The organism is Roseovarius sp. BRH_c41 (assembly GCF_000961715.1).
In the GTDB taxonomy this organism is placed as follows: Bacteria; Pseudomonadota; Alphaproteobacteria; order Rhodobacterales; family Rhodobacteraceae; genus Roseovarius.
This window is the reverse complement of the sequence record NZ_LADY01000002.1, coordinates 33,373-55,149: the sequence shown is the minus strand read 5'-3', so window position 1 is coordinate 55,149 and position 21,777 is coordinate 33,373. Positions and strand designations below refer to the sequence as shown.

Annotated in this window: 22 protein-coding genes; 7 read left to right on the top strand and 15 right to left on the bottom strand. The window is 59.6% G+C overall.

The features are described from left to right. Window positions 1-14 precede the first annotated feature (14 nt). Window positions 15-1,289, bottom strand: a complete 1,275-nt coding sequence (gene phaZ / locus VR71_RS00310; protein ID WP_045680124.1) for a polyhydroxyalkanoate depolymerase — start codon at window positions 1,287-1,289, stop codon at window positions 15-17. 108 nt (window positions 1,290-1,397) lie between these two features. Here phaZ and VR71_RS00305 point away from each other — a divergent pair, with 108 nt between their 5' ends. The 4 genes from VR71_RS00305 to VR71_RS00290 all read left to right on the top strand — a co-directional run bounded on the left by VR71_RS00305 (window position 1,398) and on the right by VR71_RS00290 (window position 5,458). Then, a complete protein-coding gene (locus VR71_RS00305; protein WP_045680122.1) occupies window positions 1,398-3,200 on the top strand; it encodes a class I poly(R)-hydroxyalkanoic acid synthase in 1,803 nt (600 codons plus the stop codon). Window positions 3,201-3,340: 140 nt separating this feature from the next. Then, a complete protein-coding gene (locus VR71_RS00300; protein WP_009815783.1) occupies window positions 3,341-3,790 on the top strand; it encodes a hypothetical protein in 450 nt (149 codons plus the stop codon). Window positions 3,791-3,928: 138 nt separating this feature from the next. Beyond that, window positions 3,929-4,486 carry a polyhydroxyalkanoate synthesis repressor PhaR gene (gene phaR / locus VR71_RS00295; RefSeq protein WP_009815782.1) on the top strand — a complete coding sequence of 186 codons (558 nt, stop codon included), beginning with the start codon at window positions 3,929-3,931 and terminating at the stop codon, window positions 4,484-4,486. Between the two features lie 6 nt (window positions 4,487-4,492). Next, window positions 4,493-5,458, top strand: coding sequence for a LysR family transcriptional regulator (locus VR71_RS00290; RefSeq protein WP_009815781.1), 966 nt, complete (start codon window positions 4,493-4,495; stop codon window positions 5,456-5,458). On the opposite strand, the gene VR71_RS00285 is transcribed toward VR71_RS00290, so the two are convergent. Then, the gene (locus tag VR71_RS00285) at window positions 5,450-5,911 is read right to left on the bottom strand and encodes a nucleoside deaminase (RefSeq protein WP_045680117.1); all 462 of its coding nucleotides are present in this window, start codon (window positions 5,909-5,911) and stop codon (window positions 5,450-5,452) included. The two genes, VR71_RS00290 and VR71_RS00285, sit on opposite strands and share 9 nt — an antisense overlap. 62 nt (window positions 5,912-5,973) lie before the next feature. Here VR71_RS00285 and VR71_RS00280 point away from each other — a divergent pair, with 62 nt between their 5' ends. After that, on the top strand, window positions 5,974-6,765 hold the full coding sequence (locus VR71_RS00280; RefSeq protein WP_040650276.1) for a pseudouridine synthase: 792 nt from the start codon (window positions 5,974-5,976) through the stop codon (window positions 6,763-6,765). A gap of 110 nt (window positions 6,766-6,875) precedes the next feature. Beyond that, window positions 6,876-7,112, top strand: a complete 237-nt coding sequence (locus VR71_RS00275; protein WP_009815778.1) for a DUF465 domain-containing protein — start codon at window positions 6,876-6,878, stop codon at window positions 7,110-7,112. Window positions 7,113-7,176: 64 nt separating this feature from the next. Here VR71_RS00275 and metG read toward each other — a convergent pair whose 3' ends face one another. After that, entirely contained in the window at window positions 7,177-8,889 is a 1,713-nt protein-coding gene (gene metG / locus VR71_RS00270; protein WP_045680115.1) for a methionine--tRNA ligase, read from the bottom strand. 55 nt (window positions 8,890-8,944) lie between these two features. Further along, window positions 8,945-10,180, bottom strand: a complete 1,236-nt coding sequence (locus VR71_RS00265) for an MFS transporter (protein WP_045680113.1) — start codon at window positions 10,178-10,180, stop codon at window positions 8,945-8,947. A 747-nt stretch (window positions 10,181-10,927) separates the two neighbouring features. Between VR71_RS00265 and VR71_RS00260 the strand changes: the two genes are divergently transcribed. Next, window positions 10,928-11,422, top strand: a complete 495-nt coding sequence (locus VR71_RS00260; protein WP_296429647.1) for a DUF1629 domain-containing protein — start codon at window positions 10,928-10,930, stop codon at window positions 11,420-11,422. 90 nt (window positions 11,423-11,512) lie between these two features. Here the strand turns inward: VR71_RS00260 and VR71_RS00255 are convergent, their stop codons facing one another. The 11 genes from VR71_RS00255 to VR71_RS00205 all read right to left on the bottom strand — a co-directional run bounded on the left by VR71_RS00255 (window position 11,513) and on the right by VR71_RS00205 (window position 21,772). Continuing rightward, window positions 11,513-12,097, bottom strand: a complete 585-nt coding sequence (locus VR71_RS00255) for a YceI family protein (RefSeq protein WP_296429645.1) — start codon at window positions 12,095-12,097, stop codon at window positions 11,513-11,515. A 7-nt stretch (window positions 12,098-12,104) separates the two neighbouring features. After that, the gene (locus tag VR71_RS00250; RefSeq protein ID WP_045680107.1) at window positions 12,105-12,707 is read right to left on the bottom strand and encodes an ImuA family protein; all 603 of its coding nucleotides are present in this window, start codon (window positions 12,705-12,707) and stop codon (window positions 12,105-12,107) included. 126 nt (window positions 12,708-12,833) lie between these two features. Continuing rightward, window positions 12,834-14,144: an ATPase gene (locus VR71_RS00245; RefSeq protein ID WP_045680105.1), complete on the bottom strand. Its 1,311-nt coding sequence runs from the start codon at window positions 14,142-14,144 to the stop codon at window positions 12,834-12,836. 93 nt (window positions 14,145-14,237) lie between these two features. Further along, the gene (locus tag VR71_RS00240) at window positions 14,238-14,738 is read right to left on the bottom strand and encodes a prepilin peptidase (protein ID WP_045680103.1); all 501 of its coding nucleotides are present in this window, start codon (window positions 14,736-14,738) and stop codon (window positions 14,238-14,240) included. A 9-nt stretch (window positions 14,739-14,747) separates the two neighbouring features. Next, window positions 14,748-15,605, bottom strand: coding sequence for a tetratricopeptide repeat protein (locus VR71_RS00235; protein WP_045680101.1), 858 nt, complete (start codon window positions 15,603-15,605; stop codon window positions 14,748-14,750). 30 nt (window positions 15,606-15,635) lie between these two features. Beyond that, on the bottom strand, window positions 15,636-16,187 hold the full coding sequence (locus VR71_RS00230) for a tetratricopeptide repeat protein (RefSeq protein ID WP_040650274.1): 552 nt from the start codon (window positions 16,185-16,187) through the stop codon (window positions 15,636-15,638). 10 nt (window positions 16,188-16,197) lie between these two features. Further along, window positions 16,198-17,175 (bottom strand): type II secretion system F family protein, encoded by a 978-nt coding sequence (locus VR71_RS00225; protein WP_045680099.1) that lies wholly within the window; start codon window positions 17,173-17,175, stop codon window positions 16,198-16,200. 10 nt (window positions 17,176-17,185) lie between these two features. Then, window positions 17,186-18,154 (bottom strand): type II secretion system F family protein, encoded by a 969-nt coding sequence (locus VR71_RS00220; RefSeq protein ID WP_009815768.1) that lies wholly within the window; start codon window positions 18,152-18,154, stop codon window positions 17,186-17,188. Window positions 18,155-18,159: 5 nt separating this feature from the next. Next, a complete protein-coding gene (locus VR71_RS00215) occupies window positions 18,160-19,599 on the bottom strand; it encodes a CpaF family protein (protein WP_040650273.1) in 1,440 nt (479 codons plus the stop codon). 17 nt (window positions 19,600-19,616) lie between these two features. Continuing rightward, on the bottom strand, window positions 19,617-20,858 hold the full coding sequence (locus tag VR71_RS00210; protein ID WP_040650845.1) for an AAA family ATPase: 1,242 nt from the start codon (window positions 20,856-20,858) through the stop codon (window positions 19,617-19,619). A gap of 254 nt (window positions 20,859-21,112) precedes the next feature. Further along, the gene (locus VR71_RS00205; protein ID WP_045680096.1) at window positions 21,113-21,772 is read right to left on the bottom strand and encodes an OmpA family protein; all 660 of its coding nucleotides are present in this window, start codon (window positions 21,770-21,772) and stop codon (window positions 21,113-21,115) included. Between the last annotated feature and the right edge of the window lie 5 nt (window positions 21,773-21,777).

Genomic DNA, 21,777 nt, shown 5'->3' with positions numbered 1-21,777 from the left:
CGCCGCCGCTTTGATCAACCGATAGCGCGTGCGTTCTTGTTCGCCGGATTGGGCTCCTTGCGCGCGTTTGCGTCGATAAAGTCAAGCACCAGCGGGCGGATGTTGTTGCGCCAAGAGCGACCGGCGAAGATGCCGTAATGACCAGCTTCGGGCTCCAGATAGCTGGCCTTGAGGTTGTCGGGCAGGCCGGTGCAAAGATCGAGAGCCGCGACGCATTGGCCAGGGGCCGAGATGTCATCCTTGCCGCCTTCGACCGTCTTGACCGCAACGCGCGTAATCTTGCCGAGATCCACCTTGTGTCCGTTCACGACAAAGCGGTTCTGTGCAATTTCCAGACCCTTGAAGATGCGTTCCACGGTCGAGAGGTAGAATTCGGCGGTCATATCCATGACGGCCAGATATTCATCATAGAATCGGTTATGGGCGTCATTGTCGCTTGCCTCACCGCGTGAGACACGCAGGATCTGGTCGGAAAAGGCCGAGGAATGGCGCTCGCCGTTCATCGACATGAAGGACGCGAGTTGCAGAAGGCCGGGATAGACCTGACGGCCAACACCTTTGTATTTGAAGCCGACGCGTTGGATCATCGTCTCTTCAAGCTGGCCCATCGTGACGCGGCGGCCAAAGTCGGTCACGTCAGTTGGGGTTGCATCGGGGTTGATCGGTCCGCCGATGAGCGTCAGCGTGCGCGGCTGTGCATCGGGGTCAAGTTCGGCCAGATAAGCGGTCGCGGCCAATGTCAAAGGCGCAGGCTGACAGACGGCGATCACGTTGATATCCGGGCCGAGCGCCTTCATGAAATCGACAAGATAGAGGGTGTAATCCTCGATATCGAATTTGCCCTCTGACACTGGAATATCCCGCGCGTTATGCCAATCGGTGATATAAACCTCACAATTGACGAGCAGAGACTTGACGGTCGAGCGCAGCAGCGTCGCGTAATGTCCCGACATCGGGGCAACAAGAAGAACCTTGCGCTTCTGCTCTTCGCGGCCAGAGATGTTGAAGTGAATGAGATCACCAAAGGGGCGGGACACGATGGTCTCGATGTTCACGAGATGGTCGCGCCCGTCCTCATGTGTGAACGTGCGGATGCCCCAATCGGGCTTCGACACCATGCGCTTGAAGCTGCGTTCCGTCACTTCGCCCCAAGCGGCCATCCATTGCAAAGCAGGATTTGGCACCAAACTGAAAAGCGGATAGGATGCGAGGGAGAGGGCGGAGGCACCCAGCCATTGATTGGTATTTCGGAGGGATTCCATCAGGTCGTATGTGGCCATGTAGCGCATGTTCGTCTCCTGTTCGGGCGCAAGGCCCGGTTTATTCGTCGCTCGGTCCCCTCCGGTTCGCGCGACGCTATGCTGCATAGCAGAAAATGTTAAGGGGAAATACTTAAAATGGCAACGCAAGACGATGTCGCAGGCGAAAACCTTGAAAAACTGAATGAGAACCTTGCCAAAGTCGAACATCTGTCGCAACGGCTGATCCAAGCACTTGCGGCGCGTAATCCTGCGAACCCGACTCTGAATGGACCCAATCAAGAGCTTTTTGCCAAGGCGGCGCAGTCCTATTGGGCCGAGGCGATTGAAAATCCCGGCAAGATCTATGAGCAGCAGTTGGAGTATTGGGGCAAGTCTGTGCGTCATTTCATGGAAGCACAGCAGGTCATGTTGCGCGGAGAGCCTGTGGCGGAAGAGGATGCGCCCGATCCGCTGGCGGGGGACAAGCGCTTTGCCAACCCTCTGTGGAACACCCATCCTTATTTCAAATATATCAAGCAGCAATACGCGCTGAACGCGCAGGCTATTGAGAATGCGGTGGGCGATGTCGAGGATTTGCCGCCCAAAGACAAGCGGCGTCTGGATTATTTCGCGCATCAGATCATCGACATGATGTCGCCCACGAATTTTCTGGGCACCAATCCTGATGCGCTCGAGCGGGCGGTGGCAACCGAGGGAGAGAGTCTCGTCAAAGGATTGGAGAACCTGATTGCCGATCTCGAGGCCAATCACGGCGAGTTGGTGGTGCGGCTGGCGGATGACAAGGCATTCGAATTGGGGGGCAATATCGCCACCACGCCGGGCGAGGTGGTGTACCGCAACCGGATGATGGAGCTCATTCAATACAGCCCCACAACCGAGCAGGTGCATGCGATCCCGCTCGTGATCTTTCCGCCGTGGATCAACAAATTCTACATTATGGATCTCAAGCCCGATAACAGCCTGATCAAATGGGTCGTGGATCAGGGCTATACGCTCTTTGTGGTCAGCTGGGTCAATGCCGATACCAGCCATGCCAATGTGGGAATGGAGGATTACATCGAAGAGGGTTTTCTGACCGCGATTCGCGAAGTCAAGGCGATCACCGGACAGGATCAGGTCAATACCGTTGGCTATTGTATCGCAGGCACGACGCTGCACATGACGCTGGCGCTGATGGCCAAGCGGGGAGACAAGTCGGTCAAATCCGCCACCTTCTTTACCGCGCTCACGGATTTCTCGGAGCAGGGGGAATTCACGCCGTTTCTTCAGGACGATTTCATCGACGGAATCGAAGAGGAGGTGACGCAGCAGGGGGTATTGCGGTCCTTTATCATGGGGCGCACCATGTCGTTCCTGCGCTCGCGCGATCTGATCTATCAACCTGCCGTGCGCAGCTACATGATGGGCGAAGCGCCGCCGGCGTTTGACCTGCTCTATTGGAACGGGGATGGCGCGAACCTGCCGGGGCGGATGACGGTGGAATATCTGCGCGGGCTCTGTCAGGGCAACAAGTTCGTGACCGATGGGTTTGATCTGTGTGGTGAGCGGCTGCATATCCGGGACGTCAAGATACCGCTGATGTCCGTGACCTGCGAGACTGACCATATCGCGGCTTGGAAAGACTGCTATCGCGGCTTTCAGCAGACGGGATCCAAGGATCGAACCTTTATCGTTTCGGAATCCGGGCATATCGCCGGGATCGTCAATCCTCCGACCAAGAAGAAGTATGGGCATTACACCAATGACGATCTGAGCGGTGATGCCGAGGCCTGGATGGCGGGCGCGCAGTATAGTCAGGGATCGTGGTGGCCGCGGTGGGAAACGTGGCTGGCCAAGCGATCCGGCAAGATGGTCGCGGCGCGGGAACCGGGCGATTCGGAGCATCCTGCACTGGCCCCGGCCCCTGGCACCTATGTGCGCAAGAAGGCAACCCTCTGATATTTAATGGCTTCTAGCCACGCCTATCTAAAAAATGCTGCAGTGCAGAAAAAACTTGAAATGCTGCAGCGCAGCATGTATATGTTGTTGCAGTTGCAGAAACGGCGGAACACCCCGCCAAAGCTAAGAGGACCGAACCAATGGCAAAAGCACAAGATTTCACCGCGATGTTCAAAGACGTCATGGGCACCTTCCCCGTCGACACCAAAGCGATGGAAGATGCATTCAAGAACCAAGCAACCCTGAGCGAGAAGCTCTCGGGTGTGGCTCTGACCGCAGCTGAAAAATCGGCTGAGATCTCGAACAAATGGACCAAAGACACGCTCGCCAAGCTGAGCGAAATGTCCAAAGCCAAGGCCGAGCCTGCTGACTATGCCAAAGCAATGACCGATTTCGCATCGGCCAATGCTGAAGTCGCCGCCGAGAACATGGCAGCCTTCGCCGAAGTGGCCAAGAAAGTTCAGATGGAAACCGTCGAACTGATGCTGGCTGCTGGCAAAACCATGCAGGAAGACGCCACCAAGGTTGTCAAGAAAGCCGCAGACGACGTGACCGCAGCGACCCAAAAGGCGACCGCAGCGGCCAAGTAAGGTTAGCAGAGCCATACCCTGATCCCCTCCCTTGAGGGGTATGGACTGCGAAGGGCGAGCCATGCGGCTCGCCCTTTCTTTTTGCTGCACTTGCGTCTAAGCTCTGCTGCAGCGCTGCATTATCCGGGAGGATACCCCTTGGCCGACTCCAAAAAACCGCTGTTGATCAAACGCTATGCCAGCCGGCGGCTCTATAATACCGAGACATCCGATTACGTAACGCTCGAGGATATCGCCGAATTCATCCGCGACGGGCGTGAAGTCCAGATCATCGACCTGAAATCCGGGGATGACCTGACGCGGCAATATCTGCTCCAGATCGTTGCGGAGCATGAGAGCCGGGGCGAGAGCGTGCTGCCGATCAATGTGCTCAATGACTTGGTGCGCAGCTACACCACCCAGGCGACCAGCATTGTGCCAGAGTTTCTGGCCGCCAGTTTCGATATGTTGCGCGACGGGCAATCCAAGATGCTTGAGAACATGACCAAGGCCAATCCGCTGGCCGCGATGCCCGGCATGGAGGCAATGCGCGCTCAGCAAGAGGCCTTTATGAAGGCGATGACCGGAGGGCTGAAAGGGATGGGCAGCACAGGTCCTCAGGGTGGCAAGCCTTCGGAGGCGAGTGACGAGGGTCTCGAAGAAATCAAGAAACAACTGGCAGAATTGCAGGACAAGCTGTCCAAAATGGGTAAGTAAGTTGGCATGGTCGAGAGCCCGGGGCGGATAACCCTCTGGGGCATCGAAGTGTTCATTGCCGCTGCTGATGAACGCTCGATCTCGGCCGCAGCACGGCGACTGGGGGCGAGCCCGTCTGCGGTCAGTCAGCAATTGACCAATCTCGAAGGGGCGGTAGGGGCCACGCTGTTGCAGCGCAACGCGCGGCCCATCCGCCTGACCCCGGCCGGTGAGATCATGCATCGCCGCGCCTTGGCGATTCTGAATGAAGCGGCGCAGGCGCGCGCTGAATTGGCAATGTCACATCTCTCGACCCTGACGCGGTTTCGGCTGGGCATGATCGAGGATCTGGAGGCGGATGTGACGCCACAGCTCTTGACCCATATGGCGGGGGAATTGAAAGGCTGTCAGTTCCTGCTGGAAACCGGGGCAAGCCATCATTTGTATGACCAGTTGGACGCACGGGCGCTTGATGTGATCGTGGCGGCGGAACTGGGCGGCGAGGCGGATTGGGTCGAAGTGCATCCCGTGTTGCGCGAAGGCTTTGCCGTGGTGGCGCCGCGTGGCGTGATCCGGCCCGAGCGGGACGTCCTGCGGCAATTGAAGCGCCTGCCCCTGATCCAGTATACGCAGCGGCATTACATGGGGCGGCTTATCTCTTCGCATCTCGCGCGGCAGAACCTGAGCATTCCGCACCGATTTGAGTTGGACAGCTATCATTCCATCCTCGCCCTTGTGGGGCAGGGGGCGGGGTGGTCGATCCTGACGCCGCTGGCTTTGATGCGGGCGCGGCGCTTTGCGGATCAGATCGACGTGTTCGAATTGCCGATGGCGCCGCTCACGCGCACGATCAGCGTGACGGCCCGCAAGGGGATATTGCAGGACATGCCCGCGACGCTGGCGGAAAAGCTGAAGCCCATTCTGCGTGATACGATCGTGACGCCCATCGTCGCCCGGCACCCGTTTCTGGCCGAAGGTATATCCCTATTCTGAAGACGTGCGGCGGTCACGAAAGAAGGTCTTGAGCAGGGTCTCGGACTCGGTCGCGGCGATGCCGTCATAGATCTCTGGCACATGGTGGCATTGCGGATGGCTGAAAACCCGCGCGCCCATGGCCACACCGCCCGATTTTGGATCGGCGGCCCCGTAGTAGAGCCGGTCAATGCGCGCCGATGCGATGGCGCTGGCGCACATCGCGCAGGGTTCCAACGTTACGTAAAGGTCATGGCCGGTGAGCCGTTCGGAGCCAAGCGCGGTGCAGGCGGCCCGGATTGCGAGGATTTCGGCATGGGCGGTGGGATCGCTGAGTTCGCGGGTCCGGTTGCCCGCGCGCGCCAAAATGACACCTGAGGGGGCGACGATGACCGCGCCCACGGGCACCTCGCCGCGCAGTGCGGCCGCGCGGGCCTCGTCCAAGGCGGTCTCCATGTGGCTGCGAAATGTCATGACCTGCTTTTGCAGATCGCAAGACGCTTTCGCAAGCCCCGCAATTGCGCTATGCGCGGCGCATGAACACGAAAACTCCAGAGGGCGAGCGGATCGCCAAGGTCATTGCCCGCGCCGGTATTGCAAGCCGTCGTGAGGCTGAACGCCTGATCGAAGCGGGGCGCGTCACCGTCAACGGTCAAAAGGTGTTGCGCGCGGCACTCAATGTCACGCCTGCGGATAAGGTCGTGGTCGATGGTCGTGCCCTCGATGCGCCCGAACCTGCGCGCCTGTGGCTCTACCACAAACCTACCGGTCTTGTGACGACGACGCGCGATGAGCAGGGGCGCAGCACGATCTATGACGATCTGCCCGAGGATATGCCGCGGGTCATGAGTGTCGGACGGCTCGACCTCAATTCCGAAGGGCTGTTGTTGCTGACCAATGATGGTGAGTTGAAGCGCAAATTGGAACTGCCCTCGACCGGCTGGCTGCGCCGTTATCGAGTGCGAGTGAATGGGCGCCCTACGGACGGCACCTTTGAGCCGTTGCGCAAGGGATTGGTCGTGGATGGTGAGGCATTTCAGCCAATGATGGTCACGCTTGACCGCCAGCAAGGCGCAAATGCCTGGATCACGGTCTCTATTCGCGAGGGCAAGAACCGCGAAATCCGCCGCGCGATGGAGGCGGTGGGGCTGGTGGTAAACCGGCTCATCAGGCTGTCCTATGGGCCGTTCCAATTGGGCCAGTTGAAGCCCGGTGCCGTGGAAGAGATCCGTCCCCGCGTGTTGCGTGATCAGTTGGGCATGAAGGAAGAACCCGAGGCCGAACAGCCCAAGCCCGCTCGCCCCAAACCACAGCGACGTCGGCGGTGAGTATTTTTCCAAGGTGACTGCGAAAGTCGTGTTGGTTGATCCGGATCAAGGAGGCTGCGGCCCCCGCTCCTTAGGGTCGGGAGCGAGCAATCAAGAAGGAGAGATCTGCGATGTCCCATACCCCCCATGAACTGTCGGAAGAGTTCCCGCAACTGGCCGACAAGATCAGCGAACTGAAGCGGACTGATACGCATTTTGCCAAACTGGCCGATGAATATCACGCGCTGAACCGCGCGGTGCATCGGGCCGAAACGCTGGTCGAGCCGGTCGAGGAACTGACCGAGGTCGAGATGCGCAAGCAGCGCGCGACGCTGAAAGATGAGCTATATCGGCTGCTGACGGCCTAAGGCCAATTGCAGGGAAAGTGGCGCGCAAGACGGTTGGACCGTCCTGCGCGGTTTACTTTTTAGCTCAGCCCCGTATCCCCGAAAACCGCGTTTGCCAGTCTTCGCGGGCCTCGTCGGTGATCTTGGAAAAGAGCACCTCGGGGACACTGAATGCGTGGCCGGGCGCAAGGATTTCGAGCGCTGCGGACGCTTCATCTGGCCAGTTGTCATCGTTGGTTTGCATCGCTGCCAGCATCGCGGCGGCGGCGTCGGGGATGAAGGGGCTGCTCAGCACGGCATAAAGGCGGATGAGGTTGAGTGCGAGGCGCGTCTGCATGGCGGCGCGCTCGGGGTCTTGCTTGAAGGTGGACCAGGGCGCGGCCTCTTGCAGGTATTCGTTGCCCTCGACCCAGATCGCGCGCAGGGCGGCCGCAGATTTGCGCACCTCCATCGCCTCCATATGGCCTTCATAGTCGCGGATGCGGCTTGTCAGGCGTGCGATCAGCGCCGTTTCCTGAGCGCCGTATGTGGCCCCCGACGGCACCGTTTCGCCGAATTTCGAGCGGCAGAATTTGGTCACGCGGGACACGAAATTGCCCAGAACGTCGGCCAGGTCCTTGTTCACCGAAGCCTGAAAATTCTCCCATGTGAACTCGCTGTCCGAGCTTTCGGGGGCGTGGCTCAGGAGCCACCAGCGCCAGTAATCGGCGGGCAGGATTTCAAGCGCCTGATCCATGAAGACGCCGCGCCCGCGCGAGGTGCTGAACTGACCGCCGTCGTAATTGAGGTAGTTGAAAGATTTGATGTAATCCACCAGCTTCCATGGCTCGCGCGAGCCCAAGATCGTAGCGGGAAAGCTGAGCGTGTGGAAGGGCACGTTGTCCTTGCCCATGAACTGGGTGTAGCGGACATCCTCTGCCCCCTTGTCGGTGCGCCACCAGCGTTCCCAATCCGTGCCCTTGCCCGCATCGACCCATTCCTGCGCGCAGGCGATGTATTCGATAGGGGCGTCGAACCAGACGTAGAACACCTTGCCCTCCATGCCCGGCCAATCCTCGTCGCCGCGCTTGACCGGGATGCCCCAGTCGAGATCGCGGGTGATCCCACGATCCTGCAAGCCGTCGCCGTCATTGAGCCATTTCTTGGCGATTGAGGTGGTGAGGATCGGCCAGTCGGTCTTGGAGTCGATCCATTTCTCAAGCTCATCCTTCATCTGCGACTGGCAGAGATAGAGATGCTTGGTCACGCGCATCTCGAGATCGGTCGCGCCGGAGATCACCGAGCGGGGGTTGATCAGATCGACCGGGTCAAGCTGCTTGGTGCAGTTGTCACATTGGTCGCCACGCGCCGAGTCGTAGCCGCAATTCGGGCAGGTGCCCTCGATATAGCGGTCGGGCAGGTAGCGTCCGTCGGTGGGGGAATACATTTGGGTTTCCGAGACTTCGCGGATCAGACCCTGATCGTGCAGGCGCTTTGCGAAATGCTGGGTCAGGCGGTGGTTCTGGGACGAGGAAGAGCGCCCGAAGTGATCAAAGCTGAGGCGAAAGCCGCGCGCGATTTCGGCCTGAACGGCGTGCATTTCCGCGCAGTACTCGGCCACAGGCTGACCCGCCTTGGCGGCGGCGAGTTCGGCGGGGGTGCCATGCTCGTCTGTGGCGCAGAGAAACAGCACCTCATGGCCGCGGGCGCGGCAGTAGCGGGCAAAGAGATCAGCCGGAAGCTGCGAGCCCACGAGATTGCCGAGATGCTTGATCCCGTTGATATAGGGGATCGCCGAAGTGATGAGATGCCGTGCCATATCGTGCCTGTTCCTTGACGGTTTGGCCTCGTTTAGCGTGGTTTTGCGGGCAGTTCTAGCGCTCGTTCTTGTCTTTGTCGCGACTGCGCCCGGTCAGGCGGCCAACCAGGAAGGAGGTGCGTGGCGACCAGACATAGGCGGTGCGACGTTCTGCAACCGGGCGCGCGCGCATGCGGTAAAGACCAAAAACGACGAGGAGGGCGTGGCCGGCGGCGATCATCACGAACATGGCGGGTGGGCCGTAAACTTCGATCAGGGTTGAGGCCATGAGCGGGGCGGCGATGGCGCCCACGGCGAAGAAGAACATGAGGGCGGCGGATAGCTCGACCCGTTCATGGGCCTCGGCGAAGTCATGGGCGTGGGCGGCGCTGACCGAGTAGATGGGAAAGGTGGTCATGCCAAAGAAGAAGGCGGTCATCAGGATGCCGAATGTGTCAAGATTTTCGGTCATGGCGGTTGCAACTGAGGAGAGGATGGCGGCGACCGAGAGTCCGATCAGAACCCAACGGCGGTCAAAGCGATCCGCGAGCCAGCCGACCGGGTATTGCGCCACGGCCCCCCCCAGAACGAAGACCGCCAGAAACCCGGCGATCTGATCCACGGCCAGGCCCACCTGTTGGCCGTAGAGTGGCCCGACCATGCGGAACGAGGCGCTGGAGAGGGCCGCGACCAGCACGCCCGCTGCCGCCAGAGGCGAGCAGGCGATGAGCAGCATGGGACGCAGGCGGGGGGCGTCGGGTGTTTCAGGCTCGCGCAGGCGCGACAGGGTAAGCGGTAGCAGAGCTGCGCAGCAAAGGAGCGCCAGCAGGTTGTAAGAGACGTAAGAGGCGGGTGCCAATACGGAAATCAGCAATTGCGCGGCCAAAGATGCGCCCATATCGACAACGCGGTAGATACCCATGGCGCGGCCGCGCGTCTCATTCGTGACCTTGGCCTGAAGCCACGCCTCGATCACCGTGTAGCAGCCCGCGACGCAAAGGCCAGAGGCCACGCGCATCAGCGCCCAAGCGTAGGGGTCGATCACCAGCATATGCGCCAAGAGGCCGATGGCCCCTGCGGCGGTAAAGGCCGCAAAGGCGCGGCTGTGCCCGATAGTGCCCATCAGGCGGGGGGCGAACCAGCAGCCGATGAAGAAGCCCACGAAATGCGCCGAGCCGAGGAGTCCGATCTGGGCCGTGGTGAAATCCAACGCCAGACCTGAGAGCGCATCAAGCGGGCCCACGCCGCCTGTCGAGAGTTGCAGGAGAACGACCGAGAGGAAGAGGGCGGCAAAGGAAATCATCAGGCGCATGGTGGGGCTACCATGGCAGGACGAGAGGAGGGGGACCAGATGTTTTCGACATCAAACGTCGGTTTCGGGCAAGGGTGTGCGATGCGGGGTTAAGGTATGGGAAATATGGGATTTTTGGGGTCGGTGTTGGGTCGGTGTTCTGGTGGTGCGGATTTGGGAGTGAGATGGGGTTAATGGGGGGCGCGGTGAGAGTGGGGCCACTTGGACGGACGCGTGTTTGATCTGCGGTTGAAGTCCATGCGAATGACAGCAATGCGTGGGAAGCGGATATGGCTTGTCGGCACCCGTCCCCCATCCGCCCGACACTCGCGGCCCAAAGCGGACTCTCGTTGTTGCTAGGTAGCTGCAATGCAGGTGTCTCTCACCCACTCCAGAGACCAGTGGGCCAATTCCAGAACATGCACTAGCTTTCAATCTAAACCACACAAGTACAATATCTCAGCGTATGCTAAGGGCCTTCAGAAGTCATGGATACGGATCAAGGTTCGCAGTTCATCCAAACAGCCTAGAAGAGCAAACAGCGGCATGAAATTTCAAACCGATACACCCTAGCGAATTTGTCCAAAGAGTTGGAACCATTTCATAATGACTAAATCTAAACCCAAAATTTGGAGCTCAAATTTTCTCGCTACCACGTATATGCTTCGGAAGACGAACATAAAGCTCAATATTGACGAGCCGACGAGCAGGGACTTTGTCGATATCCGTCTGCGATACGAAAGTGGCTCACCGATAGCGCCTAAAGACGTGCCAATCTATCCGGTGGCACTCTATTTTAAGTACCCGGACACTCCTGAAAGCTACAAAAAAAAGTGGCGCGACATTTTTCAGGTGCAACTTGGTCTGGTGGTCGTCTCAGGGCGCATGAAGGACCAGCTGCAAGAGTTCAATCTTTGCGAGACCAGCTTTCGCGAATTGCCACTTTTCGAGAACGATCAGAATACACCGCGCCCCGAAGGCCCATTCTTTTTGATGCATATCCTGCAATTCCAGGACGCCTTCGTTCCGGAACTCTCCGAAAATGTCGAAAAACTCAAAAACGTCGACAAATGGCGGCCTGCCATCACAAGCGATGTTTTGGCAGTCAATCCCGACGCAGTCGGAGACGCGGATTTATGGATGGATCACAGAATAGAAAACCGGGTGTTCTTCAGCGACCGGCTGCGGCAAGCCATCAAGGACGCCAAGTTTCGAACCTACGGGCTGAGCTTCAAGGCGTGCAAGGTCGTCGCTAACCCTTGAAGACTGCGTTCGTGGAAAGCGTTGCGCTTGGCACGACCGGCAGCATCGGGCTGAGAGCAGTCAGCCTTTGAAAAGAACCTATGCTCCCCCCTACCTCTCCACCTGCGCCACGATCCGTAGCCCGATCTCTGGGCCGACGAGGTTGGCATAGCCGCTTGCGCCGAAGCTGTGGCGGTTGAGGGTGCCGGTGAGGAGGATCGTGAGGTGAGAGAGGTCCTTGGGGTCGGTGCCGGGTTGGCGGTAGAGGCCGGCGGTGAGGGTGACGGGGTGGGTCACGCCGCGCACGGTCAGGAGGCCGGTGATCCGGGCCTCTTGCAGCGTGCCGGTGATCGCGGTCGAACGGAAGGTGATGGTGGGATGGCGTGCGGCGTCGAGCAGGTCTGGTCCTTTCATCGCCTCTGTGGCGAAGACAAAGCCCGCGCGAGTGCCGGTGGCGTCGAGGGTGACGTCGACCCGGCTCGCGCCGAGATTGCCCAGATCAATCCGCATATCCGCCGATGTGATCGGCATTGTGCCACGATTGTTGCCGATGGCGGCATCATAGGTGAAGCCCACGGTGGAGCGGGCCGTGTCGAGGCGGTAGGCCTCTGGTGCGGCGGTGGCCTGCGTGGTCATCAGGCAGAGAGCGAGGGCGATACGGCGGATCATAGCGTAGAATACGCGCGGCGCGGCCAAACGGATGTCACGTTTGCTTGAGCGCCCATGCGCCGGGCTGGCCGGTGAGGTGCCATGCGGCGGGGGGCGCTGTACGGGCGCGGCGGCGGGTGAGGTGCCAACAGCTGGCCTCGGGCGTATGGGCCGGGGCCATGTGCCAGCGGGTTTCCACGCCGGGTGCGCCGCCCTCGCCCGGCGTCAGGATCAGGCCCAGAGGGCGGTGAGGACCGCGCGCCGCCCCCTCTTCGGCGGCGAGATGCAGGCGGCGCACCGGGGTGAGGGCAGGTGGCTCTGGCAGGTCGGCGATGATGAGGGGGACGGTGCCGCTGCGCAGCGCCTCTTCCATGCACCACAAGAGATCCTCGCGCCGGTCGGGGGTGATGAAAATGAGGGTTTCCGGGCCGTTTTCGGTCCCGGTGAGGGGGCAGATGCCGTCGGAGTTGAGGTGATCTGAGGCCCATGCCGGGGCGATCCAGAGCACGGGGCCGCGCAGGGCGCCGATGAGGAGCATCGCAAAGCTGTGGCGGGCGGGGCCGGCGCATTCATGCAGGCGGGCAAAGGGCAGGTCGAGCGCGCCCAGAAAGCGGAGGGCGGGGCGGTGCGAGCTGCGGGTGAGAAGCGGAATCGTCATGGGGGGAGCATAGCGTGTTCGCTAAATGTTCTCAATTGGGGGTGCGGATAGCTATGATATCGCCCAGCATTTGTTTCCCGCGCGGTATTGTGCTTGGCGTCAACGTTGCTTGCAGGCAAAGCCGCCTCAGTGCAAAATCTCTTCCTCGCGCACGAACATATTGGCCCAGGCGCGTTCGATCAGTTCCGGGGTCATCTGGTAGGGGATGCTTTCGAAATTGCAGATCGAGATCATCTGGTCGATCAGGAAGACCGGCTGATAATTGGCGTAGACATTGTCGATCGTGGGGTATTTTTCCTTGATCAGATAGATCAGCGCAGCCTCATCCAGCGGCATGCCCTTTTTGCGGGCGACCATGGCGAAGATCTTGAGGAAGTCGGATTGGCAGGGGCCGTCGATCTTGATCTTGTAAAAGATCCGGCGCAGCGCGGCCTTATCGAAGATCGAGTTCGGGTGAAAGTTGGTCGAGAAAATCACCAGCGTGTCGAACGGCACCTCGAACTTCTCGCCTGATTGCAGGGCGAGAATATCTTTGGCCTCTTCGAGCGGAACGATCCAACGGTTGACGAGGGACTGCGGCGATTCCGCCTGACGGCCAAGGTCGTCGACGATAAAGATGCCGCCGGTGGATTTGAGTTGCAGCGGCGCCTGATAGGTGCGGGCGGTCGGGTTATAGACGAGATCGAGCATCGACAGGCTGAGTTCGCCGCCGGTGATCACGGTCGGGCGCTCGCAGCGGACATAGCGCGTGTCAAAGGTGCGTTTGCGGCGCAGGCTGCCGGGATCGTCCACTTCGACCTCGGCCGATGAATGCACGATGGGGTCATAGACGGTGATGACCTGCCCCGCATATTCGATGGCGCGGGGCACGTAGATCTTGTCGCCCATGGCGTCGCGGATACCGTTCGAGATCGAGGATTTGCCGTTGCCGGGCGGGCCATACATGAGGATCGAGCGACCGGCGCTGACCGCAGGGCCGAGGTGATCCAGCAGGGCGTTGGGCAGGACCAGATGCCCCATTGCATTGGTCAACTGTTCGCGGGTGATCTGGATGTTGCGGATCGACTGGCGCTTGACCTGTTCGCGGTAGACGGCAAGCGGCACTGGCATCGCGCCGAAATACTCTGACTGGCTGAGCGCATCGAGGGCGCGGGATTTGCCTGCGTCGGTGAGCTGATAGCCCATCTCGCCGCTCGAATTGGCGTTGAGCGTGCCGGTGGCCTCGATCAGCCTTTGCCCACGGGCCATGTCGATCAGTTCCTGTGTCACCGCGCGTGGCAGGCAGATCGCCTCGGCGATATCGGTGGCAAGGTCGAGGTTCTTGCGGAACATGGTCTTGAGCAGGACGTCGCGCATCATCACGACGGGCAATCGCATCTCTTCCAGCCGGGACGGGGGTGGGGGCGGCTGGACGCCGGTGCTGGCTTGCATGTTCATGAGGTCTGCCTGTGCTGGGTCGGACTGCTATTACGCAACCGTGACATGCAAAGGTGTAGAAATTAAGGAAAGGGTCGGGCAGCTCTGAGGCGTTCAACTGCCGAAGGCTGCGCCAAGGCCCAGATAGATCGCGAGCGTCCCGCCCAAGGCAAAGCCCATCGGGAATTTCTTGCCGGTGTTCCAACTCTGCCAATCGGGCGCCAGACGGCGCAAGGGGCTGTATTTTATGACGCGGTGCGTGACAAAGGCCCCGAGCAGCGTTGCTGCAAAGATCAGGCAGAGCGTGGCCGCATCGCCAAGCGCCACAAAGGGCGCGGCGGCGGCGATGAACTTGGCGTCCCCAGCACCCATCAGCCCGGCCGCATTCATCGCAATGCCCGCCACAAGCATGACCGCCAGATGTGCAAGCCGCCACGGATAGTCCGAGATGGGCAATGCAATCAGGCCGACGACGAGAAAGATGCCCACCAGTGTCAGCACGGCGGTGTTGGGGATTTTCATCCGGCTCAGATCGCTCCACGCAGCCCAGACGCAGACCGGCAGCACGAAGGGCAGGAACCAAAGCGCAGCCTGCGCAGTAATCTCGAGCGTCATCGAGCAGCCTTAGCTTGCCACATTCGTTTCAAGGGCGCGTAGGGAGCGCACGGCATCCTCGAAATGCTGCGGGTGGGTTTCGATGGCATCGCGCAGCAGACCTTCACCAATCGCGGTATCCCCCTGTTTGATCGCCGACAGGCCAAGGGTATAGAGAAGCTGCGCGCGCTCTGACTGGCTGACCGGCAGGACCGGCAGGGAATAGTTGCGCTGCGCACCGCGAGCGAGAACAAGGTTGTTCTTGGCGGTGAAGAGGGCCGGGTCCTGACGCACCGCATCGGTAAAGAGACGCTCTGCCCCGGCAAAGTCGCCACGGGTCAGTTTTGAATAGCCCCAGTTGTTCATCACGCTGGCGGGTTGCGTTGTCAGGCCGACGGCGGTCTCGTAAAAGCTGTCGGATTTTTTCCAATCCTGATTGCTGTCAGCGATCATCGCCTCAAGCCGATAGCGTTTGAAGGTCTCGTGGGTTGGGGGGATCGCGTCCAGCATCGTGTCTGCGCGTTCCCACTCGTTATTGCGGATCAGGGCATCGGCCAGATCGACGCGGTCTTCATCGGTGGCTTCCTTGTGGTCGCTGACCTTGGTCCAGGTGGCCACCGCCTCGGTGTTGCGTTTGGCACGCACGAGCGACTTTCCCAAACCTCTGAGAAGGTCGATGCGGTCCGGTTTCTCTCCGACGGCGCGTTGGAAATAGGCCACCGCCTCGTTTGGGTCGCTGGCGGTCAGCATCACATCGTTGAGATTGGTTTCGTCCACGACGTTGATGTCCTGAAACGCGCGGTCCACGTCATTGCCAGCGGATTTATCGCAGGCGGACAGGGCAAACGCGCCTGCCACGCACAGGGAAACAAGAATAGGGTGGCGCATTTTTTGCGTCCTTTTACTGCCTCAGCCTCGTCACGGTATCTTGCGGATCAGATAGTCGCCACTGCCCCGCCGTACCAATTTATAATCTTGCTCTTGCTCCACACCATAATCAGAATTTTCTGTTTTTGCGAGTGCTAAGCGCAAATTGTCGCGGATTGCGTCACTTTCGCCATTGTCGAGCGCATAGGCACGACGCAGGATCTGTTCTGCTTCAGGGTATTGCCCTTGTTCGACCAGCACGACGCCCAGATTGTTCCAGGTTTCCGGGGTGGCATCGGGCATTTCTATGGCCTCGCGCAACAGGCGTTCGGCAGTGCCAAGGCGACCGAGTGCAAGATTGGCGCTGCCCAGACCGGCCAGCACATCCGCTGTCATGCCATCTGAGACCGCGGCGCGGGTATAGGCCTTGTGGGCCAGTTCGTATTCGCCTGCATCCATCAGGCGATGACCGACGAGAAGGCCGTCAACGGCTTCACCGCCGGGGGCCACTCCGGGGGCGTATGGCCCCTCGGGGGCTGCCGGTGTCACGCACCCTGCCAGAGCGAGTGTGCCCGCCAAAAGTATCGCCGCTCGCCCTACCATTTCGCCCCATTTAATTAGCGGCCATGGCGAACAGTTTCATGATGCCCAGAACCGACGGCCCGACCAGAATGATCAGCAATGGCGGCACTGTAAGCATCATTGTAGCCAATGTCATCTTGGTCGGCAGCTTGTTGGCCTTTTCCTCGGCGCGCATGACGCGTTTGTCACGCATCTCGGCGGCATAGACGCGCAGCGCCTCGCCAATCGAGGTTCCGAAGGTCTGCGACTGGACCATGACGGTCACAAAGCTGGTGATATCCTGCACATCGCAGCGCTCGGCCATTTCGTTGAGAACCGACGGTTTGTCCCGCCCCGCCTTGATCTGAAGGGAAACGATCTCGAATTCCTCTGCCAACGCCGGGTAAGACGCGCGCATTTCACTGGCGACACGAATGATGGACTGATCCATGGATTGACCGGCCTCGATGCAGACGAGCATCATGTCGAGACTGTCGGGGAAACCATCCTGGATCTCTTCCTGCCGCTTCTGCTGGCGTTTGGTGATCCAATATTTGGGCATCATATAGCCGATACCGGCCGGCCCGAGGATGTACATCAGCGTTTCTTGTGTGCTGGTTTCGGTGCCCGATTTGAACAGGACGTAATAGATCACGCCCAGAATCAGCAAGCCGATGCCGAGTGCGAATTGCGCAAAGTGAAAGTATCGCACTGCGTCGCGATGCCGATACCCAGCCTGCATCAGCTTGAGGCGCATCTCACTCAGTTGCTTTTCGTTCTGCGGCTCTAGAAAGGTGGCGTAGCGGTCAAGTTTCTTGTTCTGCTTGCCGGCCCGCAAATTGGTTTTAACCCCGAGCGCCTCTTGAGTTCTCGCTTGTTTGAGCTTGTCCAGCGGGTCTTGTTTCTGCCGGAGCATCATCGGAATGGTGACGAGCACAAGCATCACCCCCAGCCCGCCGACCGCGATCAGAGGCCCGAACGGCCCGAGGGCGCCCGTGAGAATGTCATTGAGGGTTGCGAGAAATTCCATGATGTGTTCCTCAGACCTTGATGTTCACGAGGGCGCGCATGACGATCAGGTTCATCACCAGAAAGACACCGACGACCAGCACGGCGGGAATGAAGAAAGCATGTTCCATAGCCTCGTTGTAATAGTCGGGCTTGATCACTTGGATGCCGATGAGGGCCATGATGGGAAAGCCGGAGAGAAACTTGCCGGACCATTTCGCCTCGGCTGTGATGGCCTTGACCCGGCGGAACAGACGAAAGCGGGCGCGGATCACCTTGGCCAGACCGGCAAGGATTTCAGCCAGATTGCCGCCTGATTGCTGCTGAATAGTGACCGCCACGGCAAGAAAGCGCAGATCCTGCATATCGAGCCGTTCGGCCATTTCCTTGAGCGCCTCGCCCATGTCACGGCCATAGGCTGCCTCATCCGCGATGATGCCGAATTCGGTGGCAAGCGGATCGCCGACTTCGGTTGCGACAATGCCGATGGCGGATGAGAACGGATGCCCGACCCGCAGGGATCGCACCATGAGTTCGATGGCATCGGGCAGTTGTTCTTCGAGCAGCGCCATACGCTTGCTGGCCTTCATGCTGATCCAGGTAAAGATACCGCCCACGCCAATGCCGACGGACGCGATGGCGCGCACCGGGGCGGCAGTTTCGGTCCCGACCGATAGGCCGATAAAGGCCAGAACGCTGAGGGCAACCATCAACAGGATCAATTGCTTGGGCGTAAAGGCAATCGCCGCCTTTTGCGCCTTGTCCGACAGGATCGCATAGAGCGGCAGTCTGCGCGCCTTGAGATGCTGCTGCATCTCCTTGCGCAGTTTTTCCATCACCTCTTCGCGATTGCCCGATTTGTCGAGCATCTCGAGCCGTCGATTGACCCGGTTGTTGAGGCTGATCGAGCGGCCGAAGACTGTAAGGTAGATGCCTTCGACAAGGACGAGGACGCCCACGAAGATCAACGCATAGATGATCGGTTCGGCACTGATGGACATCTGCGTTACTCCGCTGCGATGGGTTCGTAGATATGTGTGGGCAGGTCATAGCCCCAAAGACGAAAGCGCTCGGAGAAATGCGAGCGGACGCCGGTTGCAGTGAAATGGCCGATGATTTTGTTCTCAGGGCTGAGACCCACCCGCTGAAAGCGGAAGATTTCCTGCATCGAGATCACGTCGCCCTCCATCCCGGTGATTTCGGTGATCGAGGTCATCCGGCGTGAGCCATCCTGAAGGCGGCTGGCCTGCACGATGAGGTTGACGGCGCTTGCGATCTGGCTGCGCACCGCCTTGAGCGGCATTTCGATGCCCGCCATGGCGACCATGTTTTCCATTCGGCTGATGCCGTCGCGCGGGTTGTTCGCGTGGATCGTGGTCATGGACCCGTCATGGCCTGTGTTCATGGCCTGCAACATGTCGATCACCTCTTCGCCGCGCGTTTCCCCGACGATGATACGGTCGGGGCGCATGCGGAGCGCGTTCTTGAGGCAGTCACGGGGGGAAACCTCGCCCTTGCCTTCGATGTTGGGCGGGCGGCTTTCCATCCGGCCCACATGGACCTGTTGCAGCTGCAATTCTGCGGTGTCCTCGATCGTGAGAATCCGCTCGGCGTTGTCGATAAAGGATGAGAGCGCGTTGAGCGTGGTCGTCTTACCGGAGCCTGTTCCCCCGGAAACGATCACGTTGAGGCGCGTGGCGACGGCGGCCTGAAGATAGGCGGCCATTTCCTCGGAAAAGGCGCCAAAGCGCACCAGATCGTCGATCCCGAGCTTGTCTTTCTTGAATTTACGGATTGATACGAGGCTGCCATCCACCGCGACCGGGGGCACCATCGCATTGAAACGCGATCCGTCGGCCAGACGGGCGTCAACATAGGGGTTGGATTCGTCCACGCGGCGTCCCACCGCCGACACGATCTTGTCGATGATGCGCAGGAGATGCTTTTCGTCTTTGAAAGTGACGTCGCTGAGTTCCAGTTTGCCCGCGCGTTCAATAAAGATCTGGTGTGGGCCATTGACGAGAATATCGTTGACCGTGTCATCCTTGAGAAGGGTTTCGAGCGGTCCGAGGCCCTTGACCTCGTCATAAAGCTCTTGCGTGAGCTGCGTGCGGTCTTCGCGGTTGAGAACGATGCCCTTTTCCTCAAGGATTTCGCCCGCAATCGAGCTGATTTCAGCGCGCAGATCGGATTCCGTCGCTGTATCGAGCGCCGCGAGGTTGAGGTGATCGAGCATCGCGCGGTGCAGTTCGATCTTGATTTCGCTGATCCGCTCTTTGCGCTTGCGCTCCTTGTCCATGCCGACAGGCTTTGCGGCCGCGACTTGGGTGGGTCTGCGAAAAGACTGTAGCGGGACCGCTTCGATTGATGCGGTTTTTGGGGCGGATGTGGGCACCGCAGCAGAGGGCGCCCGGCCGGGATCGGATTTCTTGTAACGGGAAAACATCTGTTTCTACCCTTGTTTTAGGCCGCTTCGGCGTCGCTCTTGCCAAGAGCATGCAAGGAGCTGGCCAGCTTGGCGATTTCGCGGCGCAATGGATTCTTGGCGGTACTCGAGGCCAGTGGCAAACCATGATCCGAGCTTTGACAAACGGCGCGCCCGCCGTCCGGCAACAAGATCTCGATCCGTATTTCGAGACTTTCCGCCATGCGTTTCACCCGGCTCTTGCCGTTCAAATCGGTGAATTTTGGAGAGCGGTTCAAACAATAACGCAGCTTGTCGACCGGCAGGTCTTCGGATTGCAGGGCCCGCTTGATCCGCAGGGCATTTTGTGCCGAGCGCATATCCAACTCAAGCGTCGTAAAGTAAACTTGCGCGGAATGCAGGACCGCTTCGGTCCACTGGACCAAAGACCCCGGCATATCAATGACGACATAGTCGAAATGCTTGCGGGCGAGGGCCAGCACCTTGTTCACATCCTCGGAGGAGATCATGTCGAGCGGCAGGACATCCGACGGGGCGGTCAAGACCCAGAGCTTTTCCTCGAAGGCGACCAACGCCTGCCGGAATATGTCGTCGTCCAGCGCCTCGGTATCTGACCACATTTCAAACACCACGTCACGGCGCGGCAGATCGAGATAGGTCGAGACAGAGCCGAATTGCAGGCTGAAATCCAACAGGCAAACGCGGGGGGGATTGGCTTTCTCGATATTGGCCAGTTCCCATGCGAGGTTGACAGCCAGCGTGGTGGCACCCGTGCCCCCTGCAAGACCCTGAACCGCAAAGATCACGCCGTCGCCTGCTGTCGGAGTGGCAAGCGCCGCATGTGTGAGCGCCGGGGCCAGGTGAACCGGCGCAGGGGCTGTCTGCAGCCGCTCAATCGCTGCCTGAAGTTCGCCTTCGGGAAGGGGGTAGGGGACAAATTCATCGGCACCCTGGCGCAGCAGTTGATGCAGCGCCGCAGGGGTCACGTCCTCGGCAATGAGAATGACTTTGACGCCCTTCTTGTTGGCAAGCCCGATGATTTCACCCAGCATGACCAGATCATCCTCGTCCGCCTCGTCAATCGCGACGGCGACGAATTCCAACGATTCCGCTTCTGGCTGGTTGAAAAAGGCCAAGGCCTCGGCAAACCCGAGATCGCCCCAGGCCTCGCCCATGGCGGCCTCCATATCCTCGATCAGCAGATCAAAATTCTGGACATCGCGGCTGATGGTGCAGGCGATGATCGGGCTTGGGTCTGATTGTTTTATAACACTACTCATCATTCGGTCCTGTTTTTGCCGTCGCTGTGCGAACGTTGCCGGACCCCTGTTGAACAAGGAAACGATGGCAATCTCACGGAGCGCTGTATGCGACGGAAACTTTTGGCTCTTGGGGAACATGCTCGGAAATATTGGCGACATTTGGGCCAAAAGATCGTAATTGTGCGATGTTCAGAGACAAAAAACCCGCCCAATTGGGGCGGGTTTGAGGTGGTCCGGGCTAAGCCGAACAGGGAGAAATCAAAATCCGCGAGCTATTCTTCGGATTGGGTCGAGCCGGACGTCTCGATCATCAGAAGTTCCGATCTCGGCACGGCGCTGTTGATGTATTCGCGGTACACAACTTGGGCGTATTTGCCATCCATGACAATCGGATGGGATTGGACAAAGCCCGACACCTCGGTGACGGTGCGCCGATTGCGGCGTTCGCGACCATCGGTCACGATCAAGGGCTGCGTTTCGCCAAAGGATGCGACCGCCTCGAGCCGGGCACGGCTTATGCCCTGACTGGAGAGAAAGGCGACAACCGCCTGAGCGCGCCGCATGCCGAGGGTCTTGTTGTAGCTGTCCGACCCGACGGCATCGGTATGACCATAAACGCGAAACCGCACTTCGGGGAATTGACGAATCCATCTGGCCTGTTCACGCAGCGTGTCGCGCGCGCCTGTGTCCAGTTCGGCCGAGTTGAAGGCGAAGTTGACGGTGCTCAATACCTCGCTGGCAAAGCGGTTCGCCAAATCGTAGGTATAGCTTCGCTCCCCCGTCATCACGAGGTGGTTATTCATCACCGCCTCTCCGAAATGGCTGCTATCCACATGTGCGCCCGCTTCGTTGAAATACGAGCGATAAACCTCGTCTTGTGGGGCACAGGCCGAAGCGGCGATCAGGCCGGCAAGTGCGAGAACATGTTTCATAGCCA

Bases quoted from the DNA above. Each gene is read 5' to 3' on its own strand.
- VR71_RS00300 (WP_009815783.1), top strand. From the start codon at position 3,341: ATGGCAAAAGCACAAGATTTCACCGCGATGTTCAAAGACGTCATGGGC.
- VR71_RS00250 (WP_045680107.1), bottom strand. From the start codon at position 12,707: ATGACGATTCCGCTTCTCACCCGCAGCTCGCACCGCCCCGCCCTCCGC.
- VR71_RS00285 (WP_045680117.1), bottom strand. From the start codon at position 5,911: ATGACATTTCGCAGCCACATGGAGACCGCCTTGGACGAGGCCCGCGCG.
- VR71_RS00245 (WP_045680105.1), bottom strand. From the start codon at position 14,144: ATGAACATGCAAGCCAGCACCGGCGTCCAGCCGCCCCCACCCCCGTCC.
- VR71_RS00305 (WP_045680122.1), top strand. From the start codon at position 1,398: ATGGCAACGCAAGACGATGTCGCAGGCGAAAACCTTGAAAAACTGAAT.
- VR71_RS00225 (WP_045680099.1), bottom strand. From the start codon at position 17,175: ATGGAATTTCTCGCAACCCTCAATGACATTCTCACGGGCGCCCTCGGG.
- VR71_RS00290 (WP_009815781.1), top strand. From the start codon at position 4,493: ATGGTCGAGAGCCCGGGGCGGATAACCCTCTGGGGCATCGAAGTGTTC.
- VR71_RS00215 (WP_040650273.1), bottom strand. From the start codon at position 19,599: ATGTTTTCCCGTTACAAGAAATCCGATCCCGGCCGGGCGCCCTCTGCT.
- VR71_RS00265 (WP_045680113.1), bottom strand. From the start codon at position 10,180: ATGCGCCTGATGATTTCCTTTGCCGCCCTCTTCCTCTCGGTCGTTCTC.
- VR71_RS00280 (WP_040650276.1), top strand. From the start codon at position 5,974: ATGAACACGAAAACTCCAGAGGGCGAGCGGATCGCCAAGGTCATTGCC.
- metG (WP_045680115.1), bottom strand. From the start codon at position 8,889: ATGGCACGGCATCTCATCACTTCGGCGATCCCCTATATCAACGGGATC.
- VR71_RS00205 (WP_045680096.1), bottom strand. From the start codon at position 21,772: ATGAAACATGTTCTCGCACTTGCCGGCCTGATCGCCGCTTCGGCCTGT.
- VR71_RS00220 (WP_009815768.1), bottom strand. From the start codon at position 18,154: ATGTCCATCAGTGCCGAACCGATCATCTATGCGTTGATCTTCGTGGGC.
- phaZ (WP_045680124.1), bottom strand. From the start codon at position 1,289: ATGCGCTACATGGCCACATACGACCTGATGGAATCCCTCCGAAATACC.
- VR71_RS00230 (WP_040650274.1), bottom strand. From the start codon at position 16,187: ATGGTAGGGCGAGCGGCGATACTTTTGGCGGGCACACTCGCTCTGGCA.
- VR71_RS00240 (WP_045680103.1), bottom strand. From the start codon at position 14,738: ATGACGCTCGAGATTACTGCGCAGGCTGCGCTTTGGTTCCTGCCCTTC.
- VR71_RS00235 (WP_045680101.1), bottom strand. From the start codon at position 15,605: ATGCGCCACCCTATTCTTGTTTCCCTGTGCGTGGCAGGCGCGTTTGCC.
- VR71_RS00210 (WP_040650845.1), bottom strand. From the start codon at position 20,858: ATGAGTAGTGTTATAAAACAATCAGACCCAAGCCCGATCATCGCCTGC.
- VR71_RS00275 (WP_009815778.1), top strand. From the start codon at position 6,876: ATGTCCCATACCCCCCATGAACTGTCGGAAGAGTTCCCGCAACTGGCC.